Genomic DNA, 14,206 nt, shown 5'->3' with positions numbered 1-14,206 from the left:
TTCAGGAAGGTCTCTTGCGGCGAGGATCATCATCAAGGCTCGCAAAAATCTACTTGACCTATTACTTTTGAGTTAGCCCTTTCCTCACTGCAGGATGGCGTAACTTAAAGTTGGTGTTAACAGGAAGGTATTAGTTGAAAAGTAGCCGCCCCACACCTTGATAAATGCAAACAGATCGTGTTTTCTTCAAGCTCTTGACGAACCTTTCAACTTGAGCCTGGGCCAGCTCGACAGCAAGGCAGATAATCGAGCAACATGAGACAGTAGGCCGCTCGGTGCTGGCCTTCGAGCGGCTCGTTCAGCGTTTCCCTAGTTTAACTTGAGCTTTGCCACTTTGCTCAGTGCCCACCCACTGAACACGTAGAACGCATCCAGATAGAAGCGGCCTTCGTAGTTGGGTAGCGGTTCACGATTCAACAACAGCTCGGGCATGTCGGGCGTCGGGGGAAACAGCGCATAAAAGCCGTTGGGCAACACCGCCAACGCGATGAGCAGCAGGTAGGTCACGGCCCGCAGCATGGTGGCGCGGTTATCGGATTGCTCCGCCCATTTCAGGCCGAACCAGGCGACCAGGCCGGCAACCGGCAACACCCAGAAATGCGTCGGCATTCCAATGAACATTTCCGCGACAACGCTTCTTGCTTCCAACCTGGTGCTCTCCGTTCAAATGAGCGGATTATTGCCGCTGGGGTCGGCAAATGCAAAAAGCCCGCTCTCGAGGGCGGGCTTTTTGTTCACGAGGGTCAGTTGATCATGCTTTGGAACACATCAGCGCGGCGTCCAGCAGCCTGCCATGGTCGTACCAGGCATCGCGTTGATAGACCGCGAACTGGCGCTGGTTACCCGTGCCCCGCACCTCGACCATGCCACCCGCCTTGTCGGGGTCGGTACTATCGACGAACAGTCTGACCGAGTTATCGCCATCAACCTGGTAGGTTTTCACATTCCCTTGAAGTTCGCTTTTGACGCATCCCAGGTACGCCGGCGTACTTCTTTCCGTGGCCCCGGCCGCATACCCATGGCCTTCACGCACATCGGGGTCATGTGCGCAGCCTGCCATGAACAGTGTGGCGAAAGTGGACATCAGTATTGCACCTGCTACCGATCTTGAGCTCTTCACGCGACACGCTCCTGCCGCCCCATCGATTAACTTGGGAAAGTGTTGCCAAGCCGCATGCCTTTTTTTGGTTTTTGTTTGCCCATGTTACTGCTCAACGTCAGCCGGGCAATATGCTTGTTTGCTATATCGGTTTCAGGGCGAGCTTTCCCCGCGAAGTTAACCTTCGTTCATGGATAAGCAAGTTCCAGACAGGCCAGCCTGGGCGAGCATGCGTAGTCTTGCAGTGTGTTCGCACAGGCGTGGCCGCTAGCGGAAGGGATTGCTGCCTGCATCAATAGCGGCGGTAGTCCTGACCACCATGGTGTCCATCGTTGAAATGCCGGTGATGGCCGCCGCCGTGATGCCCACCGTGGTGCCAATATGGCCAGCAACCACCGAGCAGCAGCAACCCTGACAACACTACGACCCATGCAGTCTTGCGTTTCATGTGCGGACCTCCGGCCAGGTGAAACCAGGCCTTGCTTACGTTGGACCGCACAAAGGAGGGATGTTCAGGCAGGGGCCGGCCGTTGGTCTTCTTGCCAGCGATTTCATGCGCAGGACATTCCGGTACCGTATGGCCATGAACCCGCCAGAGCGCGAGCAAAACCCGACCCAGACCGGATTGTCTTCCTGCTGGTGCCCCGATTCCGGGGGGCTGAACCCACAATCGGGGTCAGGCGATGGCCTTCAGGAACACCAGTGTCGCCACCAGATCCAGGAGCAGTACGGCAACCACAACGAAGGCCATGTAATAGCGGTCATCCTGAGTCATTTTTGCGTTCCCCGAATGATCAATGCCCCAGGGTCGAAGCAATTGCTGTTCCAAAACCGTGACACATCCGATCAGGGTCGCTCCGTCCATGCTCGGCCCCCTGCTGCCATGTGCCCGAGGAACCATGCCCTGGCCTATGCTCATGGTTTCGGAGGAAGCGAATATGTGCGGAAGGCTCAGCCAGTACCGTGGCATACATGACTTCGTTGAAACCCTGAGCCTGCCAGAGGCCTGGCGGAACAACGTCGGCGACCAGCCGCTTGGCCGGTACAACATCGCGCCGACCACGCCGGTGGCAGTACTGCGGATGGATGACGCAGGCCCACGAGCGGACCTGGTGAAGTGGGGATGGCGGCCGCACTGGGCAACCAATCGCGCTGCGCCGATCAACGCGCGGGTCGAGAAGGTGGCGCATGGCCCATTCTTCCGGGCGATCTGGCCGCACCGGGCCATCACCCCTGTCGATGGCTGGTACGAATGGGTTGATGAAGGTGGGCCGAAGAAACAACCGTACTACATCCGCCGCCAGGATGGGCGCCCTGCCCTTTGCGCCTCGATCGGCCAGTTCACCGGCACCGAGCACGACGGATTCGTCATCATTACCGCCGACGCTCAGGGCGGAATGGTCGACGTTCACGACCGCCGGCCTGTCGTGTTGCCTCCAGAACTGGCGTACGAGTGGATCGCGGCAGCAATGCCCAGCGAGCGCGCAGAACAACTGGTGCTCAACCTGGGTGAGCCGGCCGAAGCCTTCGAGTGGTACCGGGTGGGTATCGCCGTGGGGAATGTGCGTAACCAAGGTGCCGAGCTGATGAACCCGCTTCAGCGTATGATTTGAATGCGCAGCGATGCAGGATCGTAAGCGCGGCGCCTGCGATCATTGCGATGAGGACCGTATCCCTGCCATCAGCCATACAGAGCTGGCCAAGCACAGAATGAGGATGGAGATCGAAGCAGGCAGGTGAAACTGGTGATATCCAGCCAATCCGAAGCCGGCATGGATAAGGAACGTGATCAGGCCTAGGCAGGCACAAACTTTGGCGAAGAACACCGCGTTAACCGTACCCAGCAACACGCTTCGATAACCAACCAGCAACACGGGTATTGCCAAGATATTGAACAGGAGGAAGCCCTGTACCCCACCCGGTAGGAAAAACATCTCCCATTCCTGCCAATACGCGGCATCTATTTGATGAAGAATCAGTGCAAGCATCGTTACGAAATAGCTTCTTTCCATGTAAGCAATCCCTTCAGCTAGTGGTGATCATCCCTGCGAAAAGCGCTGACGATGATATCTCGCGCCTCTATGCGACGCTTGGAAGTATTTGCAGATCAGTGCTGCTCAACGAGCGCGCGCTGAATGCCATCCAGCAGGCCCAGAGGATGGCAACTCTCCAGCGCATGGCATCCGAAGCCAGCGCACCCGATCCGCCCATTTCTGTTCCAGCCGAGCAAAGGTGGGCTGTGGATCAACGAACCAAGTGTTACAATCCGCCACTTCAAATCGGCGCCCAAGGCGCTGAACATCCGTGAACGCCGTCAGTACGACACCCGCCGCACCTACGCCACCCTATGCCTGATGTCTGGGATGAACCCACGTTCATCGCGAACCAGCTTGGTCACAGCGTCGAGATGTTGCTTTCTACCTACGCGAAATGGATCAGCTCCTCCTCGGACTGGAGGGAGCTGGAGAAGCTGCCGCCCCGAGTCGGATTGGCCCAAAATGGGCCCAAAACTGACGAGATGGCCTAAATACACCTCTGGAACCCCCGCAGGACAAGCACTTGATTTCTACCGCCAACATCACCATGCGATTTCTTAGGGGTGTTCGGCGGTGATAAAGGGTTGATTTTGCTGGACTAAATGCCCCTCCAGTACCCTACGATACCCCATCATTGGTATCAGAATTGGTATCGCATGCGGATGGCTATCGCTTCACTCAGCGCCTCGTCGACCCAGATCGACGCGCAGCGGGCCGCATGGCTGGTCATGCTCGAGCGCCCACAATCTCGCCGACTCGGCGAACTCCAGCATGTCAGCCAACTGGTCTGCGTCAACGTCACACCGCCGGTGGGCAGATACCGCCAATTCCGTAAGCACCGTGGCCCGGCCATCAGGATCTGCTATCAGTGCGTGCTGGTCATTGAGTTCGGCCAGCCAGGCCGATGGCAAGCTCAACATTTAACCGTCCACAGCTGATCGATACGCGTTGTGTAGGATTGGCTCATCATCTCCCTCCTCATCCCCCAGTCCGGTGTCGCCGGCACGCTGCCGGCTCGCATCGTCCCCCTCCCCCAGCGCTCATTGATGTTGTCCATCACCTGCATCAGCCGGTCACATGCCACCGATTGCTTGAGCGCGAACAAATCCTCTGAAAACTCACCTGGTTGCCGCAGGTCCATCAGCAGCACCTCGGCCTTGCTGTAGCGGAACCCAGGCCTGAAGATCCTCCCGACCGCATCGGTGGCCAGTCGAGTCATCAGCAGCGTGTCGCAGGTTGGGTAAGGAAGCTCCACCAGCGCACCCTGGGCGTGATGCGCCTCCTCCGGATTGAACATGCCTGTGCGGATGCTGACCCGCATGCGCTTGCACACTGACCCTTGAGCCCGCAGTTTCTCCGCAGCGCGGCCAACATAAGTGGCCACGGCCTGTTTGATCGGCGCCAGCTCGGTCAACCGCTTTCCGAACATCCGACTGCAGCAGATCTCCTGCTTCGGCGGTTCGGCCTCGTCAAGTTCAAGGCATGGTGTGCCAGCGAGCTCTCGGGCCGTCTTTTCAACCACAACGCTGAACTTCTGGCGAAGTGTCCAGGCGTCAGCTTTGGCCAGGTCCATGGCTGTGCGGATGCCCATCGCTTCAAGGTGAGCGGTCATACGCCGACCAATGCCCCATACTTCCTTCACCTCGGTATTGCGCAACACCCAATCGCGCTTGAACGGATCGGTGATGTCGACGACGCCACCTGTCTGCGCCAGCAGGCGCTTGGCGGTGTGATTGGCCAGTTTCGCAAGCGTCTTGGTTCCGGCGATCCCGACACCCACAGGAATCCCCGTGCACTGGAAGATCCTCGAGCGCAGCTTTCGTCCGAACTGGGTCAGGTTTTCCTGAATACCGGAAAGGTCAGCGAAACACTCGTCGATGCTGTAGACCTCTGTTGCTGGCACCATCGATTCGATCAGCGTCATGACACGCTCGCTCATATCGCCATAGAGCGCATAGTTACTGCTGAAGGCCATGATGCCGTGTCGGCGCAGCTTTTCCTTCGCTTGGAAAAACGGCTCGCCCATCTTCACAAATGGCTTAGCGTCGTAGGATCTGGCAATCACGCAGCCGTCGTTGTTGCTCAACACGACGATTGGGGTCTTGGCCAGGTCCGGCCGAAACACACGCTCGCAACTAGCGTAGAACGAGTTGCAATCAATCAGCGCAAACACCTGGTCACTGCGCATGGTCACGAACGCTGTAACGCACAACGCCCCATATCACGAGCTCGTCGCCTTCCATGATGTATCGCGGCGGATATGCTGGGTTCTCGGACTTCAAGATGACCACGCCATCGCGCCGGTGCAGGCGCTTGCAAACCGGCTCACTGTTAACTGCGGCAATCACCACATCGCCGTGTTCAGCCTCGCGGCCGCGATCGACGATGACGATGTCACCGGAGTAGATCCCTGCCCCTTGCATGCTGTCGCCTTCGACTTTCACTAGATACACATGGGGCGCGCGGAGGTCGAATAACTCATCAAGGGAAATATGGCCTTCCAGGTGGTCCGCAGCAGGCGACGGGAATCCGGCCGGCACGCGAAACGAATACAGCGGAAGCGGTTCGGTACCGCCGGTTGGCGTACCCAAGAAAGTGATGGTCATGGTGGAAGGTCCGAAGCAAACTGTATGCATATACAGTAAATCCGGCATCAGCTGCTCGGTCAATCCTGGGCGATGAAAATTCTGACGGGCGAGAGGGGAAATTATGTGCGGACGGTACTCGATCTATGAGTCGATGGATCACTACCTGCGACAGCTATCGCTGGATCTGGTCGTAATCAATGGTTACGACCATGAACCGATCAGTCGCTTCAATGTGGCACCTTCGACCCGCGTCGAGGTCATCCGCAGAGTAGACGAGGGGTTGAGCGTGGATAGGGTCAAGTGGGGATGGTCGCCTATCTGGGCGAAGGGGAAACGCCCGGACCCGATCAATGCCCGGGCTGAGACGGTGGTGATGGGAAAATTCTTCAAGGCTCTGTGGCCGAACGGAAGGGCTTTGGCGCCGGCAAATGGCTGGTTCGAATGGGTTCCAGATCCGGCAGACCCGAAGCGAAAGCAGCCGTACTACATCACGAGCGCCGATGGCGGACCTCTATTTTTTGCCGCACTCGCAGAAGTACATCAGGGTCTAGAGCCAGATGAGCGGGATGGATTTGTTGTCATCACAGCCGCTGCTGATCAAGGCCTGGTCGACATCCACGACAGAAAACCCCTGGTGCTCTCGCCTGAAACCGCTAAGGAATGGCTGGATCCAGCCACATCAGGCGAACGCTTGGAAGCCATTGTCGAGGTTGGATGCCGGCGAGCACAAGACTTCCGATGGTTTCCAGTTGGCAAGGCCGTGGGGAATGTTAAGAACCAAGGCCATGAGCTGATTGAGCCGGTCAGTGAACAGAACCGCCAGGGCGACCTAGAGCTCTGAGCTGGTAGTCGGTTACCGCCTGGAACTGCGATTCGGCAATTAGCCGCAAGCGCTCGACCTTTTCGGCAGATTCGCCTGCCGCCTGAGCCTCGTGGTACCGCTTCATCGCAGCCACAGCATCGCCGTACATGGGGTGATCGGGTAACAGGGGTGGCGGTTTGTCGCTCATTTGCATCCCCGTGGCGGGTGTCATTGGATGGTGGATGGTGGCTGACCAGCTGCGACCAGCTGGTAGTCAATGGCCGCATTGTAAAGCGAGTCGGCCAGCAGACTTAGGCGCTCAACTTCTTCAATGGACGCACCATTCTCCTCGGCTGCTCGATGCTCACGTATAGCCTCCAAGGCTTGACGAAGCAGGGGTTCGCCGGCGAGAGCTATGCCTTCCAACGTTCGTTTCATCGTCTGCTCCAGCTATGGGACCAGAGCATTATAGGACGATTCACATAGCTGCCCGGCTATTCTGGCTCGGTCATAAGCTTTCGCCAGCTCTCCCGCTCGTGCATCAGCCCGGTCGCGCAGTTCGGAGAGCACCATGGCGGCGCGGGTGGCTGCCTGGCCTCGGGCGATAGCGGCGGTATCCGTGGCGGGGCAACTGACGGCGGCGGCGAGCTTGGCACCTTGGTCGCGCAGCCGCTGGCCAGCAGCATCGGCGCCAGCATTGCCAGCGTCAGCAGTCGTTCTTTCTTCTTGGGCATGGGCTCTTGCCTCCTCCTGCGCTTGGGCGCGTCGCTGTTCTTCCTTTCGGGCGCCCTGTTCGCCGATCACCTCGGCCAGACGGTCGCTGCTGTCACGCTCTGCTGATGCACGGGCGGCTTCGGCGCGTTCCACCGCCCTGCCATGCAGGTAGACGCCCCAATGGGACGCTAGGCCTAGCACCAGTATCAGCAGTGCCAGGCGCGGATTAGGGCCGGTCATACGCCCATCACCTTGCGGGCCTTTTCCCACAGCGCCATGCGGTCGGCAATGCCGTTGACGCCGCCATTGATCTTGCGGGTGATGCCGACGAAATCGCCGCGATCCGCCAGCGTGTTCAGCCCGCGCGATTGCCAGTACCAAGCCGCCGACGCGGCCGCGTGCTGCGGCAGCTCCAGCAGCTCAGGTTGGTTGACTAGGTCGAGGCCCAGCGCCTCGCCACAGGCCTCGTAATTATCGTGGCCGGTAATCTGGATCAGGCCCCGGCCGCGATACTTCTGGCCATCGCCATCGGCGGCCGGCGTGTTGCCCAGGCGCGCCGCCAGCGTGCCGGTGTCGTACTTGGCCAGGTACTTGTCATTGCCCAGCTCGCGCACATAGCGGAATTGGCCCGACTCATGGCCGATTTGCGCGATAAACGCCGCCTGCCGCGCCGGCGTGACGATGCCGCGCGCGCCCATGGCGGCATTGAGGACGGGTGCAAAAACGCCGGCTTTCGGGCCGGCGTTCGGGAGAATCTGCAGCAGCTGCTGTGCGGTAACGCTCATGGTCTCTTGCTCCTAATGATGGTCGCTCACGCGGGTCCTACGTCCACGGTCTTGAGCGGCTTGTCGGTTTTCGTCTTCTTGCCCTTGGCCTTGGCCTTGCCCTTCTTGCCACCGTTGCATTCGACGGTGGTGGTCCAGCCCGAGGCGGTAAACACCTGCTCCACGCTGTCCACCAGGTACTCGCCATCGAGCCCGTTCTTGAAGCCCTGGGCGTTGATGGTCCGTTCGGCAAACAGGTCGGTACGCCCAACCATTTCCAGGCGCACGGCGGCGGTGCTGCGGTTGAACGCGGCCAGCCGCGCCTTGGCGGCCTGCTCGGCGGCGCTCTTGTTGGGGTAGATATGGCGGTCGGTGTGCACGCCCGGCAGGCCGGCGGGGGCGTCGTCGTTGCCCAGCTCCACCACGTTCAACTTGCCGGTGGCCTTGTCCTGGTGCTGGGTCTTCACCGCCTTCTGCGTGCTGCGGTCGCCCAGGCGGAACGAATAGCGGCTCACATCGGCGCGGCTGATGGTGACGGTACCGATTGCCTTGCCGCTCGCGCTCTGCCCGCCCTGGCGCGGCAGCACCACCAGCTTGCCGCTGGCCACCTTGGCGGTGCAGTCGTACTGCTTGGCCAGGCGGGTGATGAAATTGAAGTCGGATTCGTTGCGCTGGTCGACGCGCAGCACCTTGGTTTGCACCGTGCAGCCCGGCTCCCAGCCATTGCGGGCGGCCACATCGCTGACGATCTTGGCCAGTGCCACATCCTCCCAGCTGCCGCTGCGGGTGGTCTTGCCGCTGCCGCGCATGTCGCTGGCCTTGCCGCGCAGGGTGATGGTGTCCGGTGGGCCGGTCACCTCGACCTCGTCCACGGTGTAACTGCCCAGGCGCGCCATGGCCTGCGCGCTGTAGCCTAGAAAGACCTCGATCTTGGCCCCGCGCGAGGGCAACGTGACGGCCTGGGCGCGGTCGTCAATGCGCAGCTCGAATTCGTCCGACTCCATGCCGGGCTTGTCCGAGGTGCGCAGCAGCAACAGGCGATCATTGATCAGCGCGGTAATGTCCTTGCCATCCGCGACGATTTGAAAAACGGGCTTCATGGGAATGCTCCAGAAAGAAAAACCCCGCACAGGGCGGGGTTAGTTACGCGTAACGCGGGATCAATCCCACAAGGTGACTTGCTCGGTCTCGGCCGCTGTCAGGTCGGGCAGGTAGATCAGCACGCCGGCGCGATACGGCTGCGCCTCCTCGGCCAGGCCCTGATTGGCCTGCAACACCGCCTCGACGGTACCCACCAGGGTGCCGTAGTAGGCGTGGCACAGGCTGTCGAGCAGGTCGCCCTCAGACGTTCTGCATGTCATTGCCATAGGCGACAAACTCCAGGTTAAAGCCCTGCTTGCGCGGGATGCCGCCAGGTAGCAGCGCCCCCTGCTCCTCGTCCACGCTCAATAGGCACCAGGTACCCAGCACCTCACCGTAACCCGTGGTCAGGGTCAGCGGCTGCAGGCGCCGGCCGATGCTGCGCAACTCGTTCAGCTGGCCGATACCGCCCCGGAACAGCGGGAAGATCGCACCCTTGATCGTCAGCTTGTCCTCACCCTGCCCCACCGCCTGCTGCGCAATCTCACGCGTCAGGCGCTCCTGCCCGGCCCAGCGGAACGCGGTCTTGCGCGTCAGCTCATCAAACGCGGCCGTGTCCAGGTTGAAGTAGTAGGGCTTAAGCTTCGGGTCTTGCGGCTGGATGATCAGCAGATGCGGGAACGGCTTCACCGCCTCGGCCGCCGGCGTCATGTCGGCGCCGAGCACACTGCTCGGGAAGATATTGCCCAGGCTTGGGCTGAGCTTCCCGCCAATGCGATTGACCGCCGCCCCGGCCTTGGCCGCCTGTTCCTTGAGCGTACCCAGGCGCTGCTCCACCTGGGAGGCCGCCGAAACGGCCTGGCTGTACTTCGCCGCCACCTGCCCCACTGCGGAGTGGGCCGCATTGATCTGCCGCATGGTGCGCTGCAGCTTTTCACCCACCATCGGGCCAATAATCGGCAGGCTTTCCAGCTCTGAGGCGGCGCCCGTCATGTCACGGACAGCCCCGTTTAGCGGGCCCAGCATACCGTCGAGACTGGTACGGCCGGCCTGGCCAGCCGCCACCAGCGCCGACAGCGTCGAGCCCATCAGCTCCATGTAGGCCATGGCACCTCCTTAAGCGACATCCGCCGCATCAAACAAGCTAACCGAGGCCTGGCGGGCCGCCACCTCGCGCTGGAACCCTTCAAACATCACGCGCAGCGCCTGCTCGGCCTCGCGCACGATCTGGTTGGGGTCTTTCACATCACCATGCACGGTAATGGGCATGTTCGGTGCGAAGGTAAACGACTGGTCAACCTTCGCCGGCTCGCGCTTGGCCTTCTCGACGGACTTAGCCGCCGGGAGGGTCGCCGCCGGCGGCTGCACCGATGCCACCAGGGAACGCACCACATCGCCCATGGCGCCAGGCTCACCGCCACCCTTGACCACCTGCGAAACCACCGGGGCAATCGAGGGCGGCAGCTGCGGCACCTTCTGCAGCTCGCGCACAGCCATGCCGAGCGCTTGGGTCTGATCCACCGGCGGCGCAGGGCGCGGCTTGGCGGGCTTGGCATCCAGCGTCAAGGTCGGGGCGAAGCCCTCGCCCAGGCCCGCGCCGGTACCACCGAACCCGCCAACCCCGTCGAATAGGTCGCGCTGGGCGAACTTCGGCAGCTTGGCATAGGCCTGCTCGACCTCGGCGTCAGCCATCTGGTCGACCGGCTTGGACGGCGCGGCAGGCCGGGTGGTGACGGCCGCCGGCGCAGGCATGGCGGGCACCGGGGCCAGGCCCTTGACCACCGGTGCCGGCATCGCAGCCTGCGCCTCGCCCTGCTGTGCCGCTGGCTCAGCGCTTGCGACCTGGTCCGACTCAGGCTGTTCCTCACCGAACCATTTCTTGCCCAGCCAGCCACCGACAGACTCACCGCCGAGGCCACCGAGGGCTGCGCCAATGGCGCCACCGACAGCGGTACCAATGATCGGCACCACCGAGCCAATCGCCGCACCAGCCGCCGCACCCGCCATGGCGCCGGCCATGCCGCCCGCCACCCCGCCGTAACCCTCGGCCTTTTCGTCCTTGGTTTCGGCGTTAAGCGCCACATCGAGCGCGCCCGGTACCGCATCAATCAGCTTGCCACCCGGCAGCTTGCCAGCGGCTCGGGTGATGCCGCGCACGCTGCGCACCATCCGCCCCAGCTTGTTCGCTTCACCGGCCGCCTCCGCTGCGCCAGCGAGCGCCGCCACGCCGGCCATTGGCGCACCCGGCGCGCGGCGCGCATCGGCCATTGTCCCAGCACGGCGCCGGCGACGACGACGCGCACGACGGCTACCAGCCTCTGCAGGACCCGAATTAGCCACGCTACCGCCAGGCCGGCCGATAGCGTCGGCATTGACCACAAACACGCGCTGCGGCTCGCTGCCGACGCCTGGGGCCGGGTCATTGCTGGCCGGCACGCCGAACACCTTGCCCAGCGCGCCCATGCCGGCGTCCAGCACACGATTGCCGGTCTTGGTTAGCGCCGCCTCAGCCGGGGCCTCCTCGAGCTTGCCGCCTCCTCGAGCGCTCCAGGCGCGGCCCCGCGCGACGTTGAACGCGCCCCGCGCAACCCTGGCGCCGCTGCGGACAGCCAGCAACCCGCTGATGCCCGCAGCCAACCCTGCCAGCCCCATGATCACCGCCGGGAACTTGTCCGACAGCGTGGTGATGCCCTGGGCAACCGCCGTCAGCCCCTTGGCCGCCATGTCGGTGGCCGGGCGGATGGCATCGCCAATGCTGCGCATGGCATCGTCAACCGCCTGGGCCGTCTCGGCCCATTGCTGGGACGATGTTTCGCGGCGCTCGGCCAAGTTCTTATCCAGAATGCCCGTCGCCTTCTGCGAATCGGTTTTCAGGTCGGCATACAGCCCACGGTTTTGCGCATACGCGGTCAGCGCTGCCTTGACCTGCATGTCGGCGAACAGGTCACCGGTGCGTAGGGTTTTCTCCAGGGCTTCCAGCGCCGCCTTGGCTTTTTCCGGGTCGACTTCCTTGTCGATGTTGGCCTGGGCTTCTTTGATTTTCTTCGCCTTGGCCGGGTCGGTCGCCTCGACGTACTTCATGGCCAGCGCCATGGAAGATTCAATAACGCTCATGCCCTTCTGCAGGCCAGTGTTCAGCGAGTCCTGATAGTCAATGCCCACATCGCTGTAAGCCTTGACCACCTCGCCCGAACCAATTTTCTCCATCCAGTTCTTGAAGTTGTTCGCCGCTTCGTCCGAACTGCCGGCGGTCTTCATCTGAACCTGCAGCATGGCACCCAGCGAGGTCACCGCATCCAGGCCGGTACTGCCGTTTTTCTCCATGCCGGCCAGCAGCTGCGGGAACCACTTGGCCATGTCGCTGGCCTCGAAGCTGCCCGCCTGCCCTTGGTAGGCGATTGCTTCCAGCGCCTGCTGCATGACCTTGGGGTCGCTGATCTTGGCGTTCTGCTGCAGGGCCATGATCATGCTGGCCGTGTCGACGCCCGAGGCGCCTTGGCCGACTGCGAACTTGGCCGCCGTCGGCGCGTAGGCCATGGCCTTGTCCAGCTCCATGCCGGCGCCGACCAGCTGGTTGATCAGGTCAGCCACATCATTGCGGCCCATGCCGGTGTCTTTGGCCGTCTGAATCACGGTGCGGCTGAGCTGCACTTCTTCGGGCTTGTTGACCGCATCGGCCTTGATCGCAATGTCGCGGATGATCGCCTGATAGTCGGCGCTGATCTTGGTCGGCACGGCCGCCAGGCCCACGCCCACAGCGGCCGCTGCCGCGTTGGACTTGAGCCCCGAGCGGCCGGTGTCGATTTGCTGGTGACCCTTGAGCTGCAGGTCGGCGCCTTTCGCCTCGCGGGCCAGGCGCTGATATTCGCGGCTCAGGCGGCCGACCTCGACGCCCTGCTTGCGCAGCGAATCCAGGTTGCCATTGAGCTTGCGCAGCAGCTTGTCGGCGCCGGCGGCGCCGGCGTCGTGCGCCCGCTTCCACTCGGCCTGCAGCTTCATGGTCTCGCCAATGGTGCTCTTGAGCACCTTGGCCTTATTGCCCTTCTGCTCGAGCTTGGAAATGCGCCCTTCGACGTTCTTGAACGCGGCGCCGACCGACGATGCGACGGCACCCCCGATCACCAGGGCTAGCTGCATTTTTGCCATCGGTTACCCCCTGCTCAGTCCGAGAGCCACCACAGCATGTCCGCGAAGGACATGCCGGATATCTCAGCGGCCGAGAAATTCAGCTCCTTGGCCAGCCGCTTGGCCAGCCGCTTCTGCGTGGCCGCATCAAACGTCGTCGTCTTGCACCAGGCGAAAATACGCGATCTGCAGACGGGTGTAGTCCTTGAGGTCCATGCCCTCCAGGTCCTTGGCGCTGACCTCGGCCAGCGAAGCGAACAGGTTCAGCTCGCGCTGTTCGTCATCGTCGCCTGCGCCCCGCTGCGCCACGCGAACGTCGCGCACGGTCGGCGAGCGCATGGTGATGGTGTCGACCATCACGCTGTTCAGTTCGGCTGGCTTGCTCAGCGTTACGGTAACGCGGTCGGCCGACAGGCTCAGCCAGGCCGGGGTTTTCTTGGTAGTCATGCGGGTACGTCCTTAAATTCGAGGAAAGGGGGTTACAGGCCGAGCGCGGCGCGCTGCTCGGCCATCTGGTCGACGCCATCAATGACGCGCTTCATGCCCAGGGCGTCGATTTCGTAGACCAGGCGGTTGTCGACCTCCAGCTTGTAGTAGGTCAGGCTGACGGCGTGCTTGATCTCGGCCTTGTCGCCGGCCTTCCAGTCGCCCATGTCGACCTCTTTGAGACTGCCGCGCAGGGTGACGATCACCGGGGTGATTCGGCCCTTGAGTCCCTTGAAGGCGCCCCGGAACACGCCGTTGAAGGCGGTACCGTCGGCCAAGCCAAAGAACTTCAGCGACTCGCGGCGCACGCCGGTAGTGGTGAAACTGGCCTCCTGCTTCTCCATGCCCTGGTCCATCTCAATCGGCATATCCATGCCGCCGGGACGGTGCTCCTCCATCTTGAGGGTGAGCTTGGGCAGGGTCAGGCTGGGAACATCACCCTGAAAGCTGATGCCGTCCACGAACAGGTTCATGTTGGCCAGGGTTTCGGGAATCATTGCCATGTAAAACGC

At 61.9% G+C, this 14,206-nt stretch carries 18 protein-coding genes and 1 pseudogene; 3 read left to right on the top strand and 16 right to left on the bottom strand.

From position 1 onward, the window contains the following. Positions 1-309 precede the first annotated feature (309 nt). From CAG18_RS01780 to CAG18_RS27005, 3 genes are all read right to left on the bottom strand, one after another. Complete coding sequence (locus tag CAG18_RS01780; protein ID WP_085720065.1) at positions 310-621, bottom strand: hypothetical protein; 312 nt, start codon at positions 619-621, stop codon at positions 310-312. Positions 622-751: 130 nt separating this feature from the next. Beyond that, positions 752-1,084: a hypothetical protein gene (locus CAG18_RS01775; protein ID WP_085720063.1), complete on the bottom strand. Its 333-nt coding sequence runs from the start codon at positions 1,082-1,084 to the stop codon at positions 752-754. Positions 1,085-1,391: 307 nt separating this feature from the next. Next, positions 1,392-1,547 carry a hypothetical protein gene (locus tag CAG18_RS27005; RefSeq protein ID WP_158090330.1) on the bottom strand — a complete coding sequence of 52 codons (156 nt, stop codon included), beginning with the start codon at positions 1,545-1,547 and terminating at the stop codon, positions 1,392-1,394. Positions 1,548-2,037: 490 nt separating this feature from the next. On the opposite strand from CAG18_RS27005, the gene CAG18_RS01770 reads away from it, so the two are divergent. Next, positions 2,038-2,712 (top strand): SOS response-associated peptidase, encoded by a 675-nt coding sequence (locus CAG18_RS01770; protein ID WP_085720061.1) that lies wholly within the window; start codon positions 2,038-2,040, stop codon positions 2,710-2,712. 39 nt (positions 2,713-2,751) lie between these two features. Here the strand turns inward: CAG18_RS01770 and CAG18_RS01765 are convergent, their stop codons facing one another. Beyond that, positions 2,752-3,111 (bottom strand): DUF6713 family protein, encoded by a 360-nt coding sequence (locus CAG18_RS01765; protein ID WP_085720059.1) that lies wholly within the window; start codon positions 3,109-3,111, stop codon positions 2,752-2,754. Positions 3,112-3,257: 146 nt separating this feature from the next. Between CAG18_RS01765 and CAG18_RS27425 the strand changes: the two are divergent. Continuing rightward, positions 3,258-3,626 (top strand): annotated as a pseudogene (locus tag CAG18_RS27425) (integrase). A 422-nt stretch (positions 3,627-4,048) separates the two neighbouring features. Here CAG18_RS27425 and CAG18_RS01750 read toward each other — a convergent pair. Together CAG18_RS01750 and CAG18_RS01745 are read right to left on the bottom strand one after the other, a co-directional pair. Next, on the bottom strand, positions 4,049-5,323 hold the full coding sequence (locus CAG18_RS01750) for a Y-family DNA polymerase (protein ID WP_084850717.1): 1,275 nt from the start codon (positions 5,321-5,323) through the stop codon (positions 4,049-4,051). Next, positions 5,313-5,741 carry a LexA family transcriptional regulator gene (locus CAG18_RS01745; protein ID WP_061305543.1) on the bottom strand — a complete coding sequence of 143 codons (429 nt, stop codon included), beginning with the start codon at positions 5,739-5,741 and terminating at the stop codon, positions 5,313-5,315. Before CAG18_RS01745 ends, CAG18_RS01750 begins: the two co-directional genes overlap by 11 nt. A 103-nt stretch (positions 5,742-5,844) precedes the next feature. Here CAG18_RS01745 and CAG18_RS01740 point away from each other — a divergent pair, with 103 nt between their 5' ends. Next, positions 5,845-6,564 carry an SOS response-associated peptidase family protein gene (locus tag CAG18_RS01740; protein WP_085720055.1) on the top strand — a complete coding sequence of 240 codons (720 nt, stop codon included), beginning with the start codon at positions 5,845-5,847 and terminating at the stop codon, positions 6,562-6,564. Here CAG18_RS01740 and CAG18_RS27215 read toward each other — a convergent pair. The 10 genes from CAG18_RS27215 to CAG18_RS01690 all read right to left on the bottom strand — a co-directional run bounded on the left by CAG18_RS27215 (position 6,527) and on the right by CAG18_RS01690 (position 14,197). Continuing rightward, entirely contained in the window at positions 6,527-6,733 is a 207-nt protein-coding gene (locus CAG18_RS27215) for a hypothetical protein (protein WP_085720419.1), read from the bottom strand. The two genes, CAG18_RS01740 and CAG18_RS27215, sit on opposite strands and share 38 nt — an antisense overlap. Positions 6,734-6,753: 20 nt before the next feature. Next, a complete protein-coding gene (locus CAG18_RS01730; RefSeq protein WP_085720053.1) occupies positions 6,754-6,963 on the bottom strand; it encodes a hypothetical protein in 210 nt (69 codons plus the stop codon). Between the two features lie 12 nt (positions 6,964-6,975). Further along, positions 6,976-7,479 carry a DUF2514 domain-containing protein gene (locus tag CAG18_RS01725; RefSeq protein WP_085720051.1) on the bottom strand — a complete coding sequence of 168 codons (504 nt, stop codon included), beginning with the start codon at positions 7,477-7,479 and terminating at the stop codon, positions 6,976-6,978. Next, positions 7,476-8,024 (bottom strand): glycoside hydrolase family 19 protein, encoded by a 549-nt coding sequence (locus CAG18_RS01720; RefSeq protein ID WP_085720049.1) that lies wholly within the window; start codon positions 8,022-8,024, stop codon positions 7,476-7,478. The genes CAG18_RS01725 and CAG18_RS01720 overlap by 4 nt, the downstream gene beginning before the upstream one ends. 26 nt (positions 8,025-8,050) lie before the next feature. Continuing rightward, entirely contained in the window at positions 8,051-9,103 is a 1,053-nt protein-coding gene (locus CAG18_RS01715) for a phage late control D family protein (RefSeq protein WP_085720047.1), read from the bottom strand. Between the two features lie 60 nt (positions 9,104-9,163). Next, positions 9,164-9,370, bottom strand: coding sequence for a tail protein X (locus tag CAG18_RS01710; RefSeq protein WP_178075685.1), 207 nt, complete (start codon positions 9,368-9,370; stop codon positions 9,164-9,166). Further along, on the bottom strand, positions 9,345-10,190 hold the full coding sequence (locus CAG18_RS01705) for a phage tail protein (protein WP_085720041.1): 846 nt from the start codon (positions 10,188-10,190) through the stop codon (positions 9,345-9,347). The genes CAG18_RS01710 and CAG18_RS01705 overlap by 26 nt, the downstream gene beginning before the upstream one ends. A gap of 9 nt (positions 10,191-10,199) precedes the next feature. Further along, positions 10,200-13,229: a phage tail tape measure protein gene (locus CAG18_RS01700; RefSeq protein ID WP_085720039.1), complete on the bottom strand. Its 3,030-nt coding sequence runs from the start codon at positions 13,227-13,229 to the stop codon at positions 10,200-10,202. A 126-nt stretch (positions 13,230-13,355) separates the two neighbouring features. Further along, positions 13,356-13,655, bottom strand: a complete 300-nt coding sequence (locus tag CAG18_RS01695; RefSeq protein WP_085720037.1) for a phage tail assembly protein — start codon at positions 13,653-13,655, stop codon at positions 13,356-13,358. Between the two features lie 32 nt (positions 13,656-13,687). After that, complete coding sequence (locus CAG18_RS01690) at positions 13,688-14,197, bottom strand: phage major tail tube protein (RefSeq protein WP_085720035.1); 510 nt, start codon at positions 14,195-14,197, stop codon at positions 13,688-13,690. Positions 14,198-14,206: the final 9 nt, after the last annotated feature.

Origin of the sequence: Pseudomonas sp. B22(2017) (assembly GCF_002113105.1) — a bacterium.
Classification (GTDB): domain Bacteria; phylum Pseudomonadota; class Gammaproteobacteria; order Pseudomonadales; family Pseudomonadaceae; genus Aquipseudomonas; species Aquipseudomonas asiatica.
Note: the sequence above shows the minus strand (reverse complement) of the source record. Positions and strands in the feature narration are given on the sequence as shown.

Bases quoted from the DNA above. Each gene is read 5' to 3' on its own strand.
- CAG18_RS01740 (WP_085720055.1), top strand. From the start codon at position 5,845: ATGTGCGGACGGTACTCGATCTATGAGTCGATGGATCACTACCTGCGA.
- CAG18_RS01710 (WP_178075685.1), bottom strand. From the start codon at position 9,370: ATGGCAATGACATGCAGAACGTCTGAGGGCGACCTGCTCGACAGCCTG.
- CAG18_RS01725 (WP_085720051.1), bottom strand. From the start codon at position 7,479: ATGACCGGCCCTAATCCGCGCCTGGCACTGCTGATACTGGTGCTAGGC.
- CAG18_RS01730 (WP_085720053.1), bottom strand. From the start codon at position 6,963: ATGAAACGAACGTTGGAAGGCATAGCTCTCGCCGGCGAACCCCTGCTT.
- CAG18_RS01690 (WP_085720035.1), bottom strand. From the start codon at position 14,197: ATGGCAATGATTCCCGAAACCCTGGCCAACATGAACCTGTTCGTGGAC.
- CAG18_RS01765 (WP_085720059.1), bottom strand. From the start codon at position 3,111: ATGGAAAGAAGCTATTTCGTAACGATGCTTGCACTGATTCTTCATCAA.
- CAG18_RS01745 (WP_061305543.1), bottom strand. From the start codon at position 5,741: ATGACCATCACTTTCTTGGGTACGCCAACCGGCGGTACCGAACCGCTT.
- CAG18_RS01715 (WP_085720047.1), bottom strand. From the start codon at position 9,103: ATGAAGCCCGTTTTTCAAATCGTCGCGGATGGCAAGGACATTACCGCG.
- CAG18_RS01780 (WP_085720065.1), bottom strand. From the start codon at position 621: ATGTTCATTGGAATGCCGACGCATTTCTGGGTGTTGCCGGTTGCCGGC.
- CAG18_RS01750 (WP_084850717.1), bottom strand. From the start codon at position 5,323: ATGCGCAGTGACCAGGTGTTTGCGCTGATTGATTGCAACTCGTTCTAC.
- CAG18_RS01695 (WP_085720037.1), bottom strand. From the start codon at position 13,655: ATGACTACCAAGAAAACCCCGGCCTGGCTGAGCCTGTCGGCCGACCGC.
- CAG18_RS27005 (WP_158090330.1), bottom strand. From the start codon at position 1,547: ATGAAACGCAAGACTGCATGGGTCGTAGTGTTGTCAGGGTTGCTGCTG.
- CAG18_RS01775 (WP_085720063.1), bottom strand. From the start codon at position 1,084: ATGTCCACTTTCGCCACACTGTTCATGGCAGGCTGCGCACATGACCCC.
- CAG18_RS01705 (WP_085720041.1), bottom strand. From the start codon at position 10,190: ATGGCCTACATGGAGCTGATGGGCTCGACGCTGTCGGCGCTGGTGGCG.
- CAG18_RS01770 (WP_085720061.1), top strand. From the start codon at position 2,038: ATGTGCGGAAGGCTCAGCCAGTACCGTGGCATACATGACTTCGTTGAA.
- CAG18_RS01700 (WP_085720039.1), bottom strand. From the start codon at position 13,229: ATGGCAAAAATGCAGCTAGCCCTGGTGATCGGGGGTGCCGTCGCATCG.
- CAG18_RS01720 (WP_085720049.1), bottom strand. From the start codon at position 8,024: ATGAGCGTTACCGCACAGCAGCTGCTGCAGATTCTCCCGAACGCCGGC.
- CAG18_RS27215 (WP_085720419.1), bottom strand. From the start codon at position 6,733: ATGAGCGACAAACCGCCACCCCTGTTACCCGATCACCCCATGTACGGC.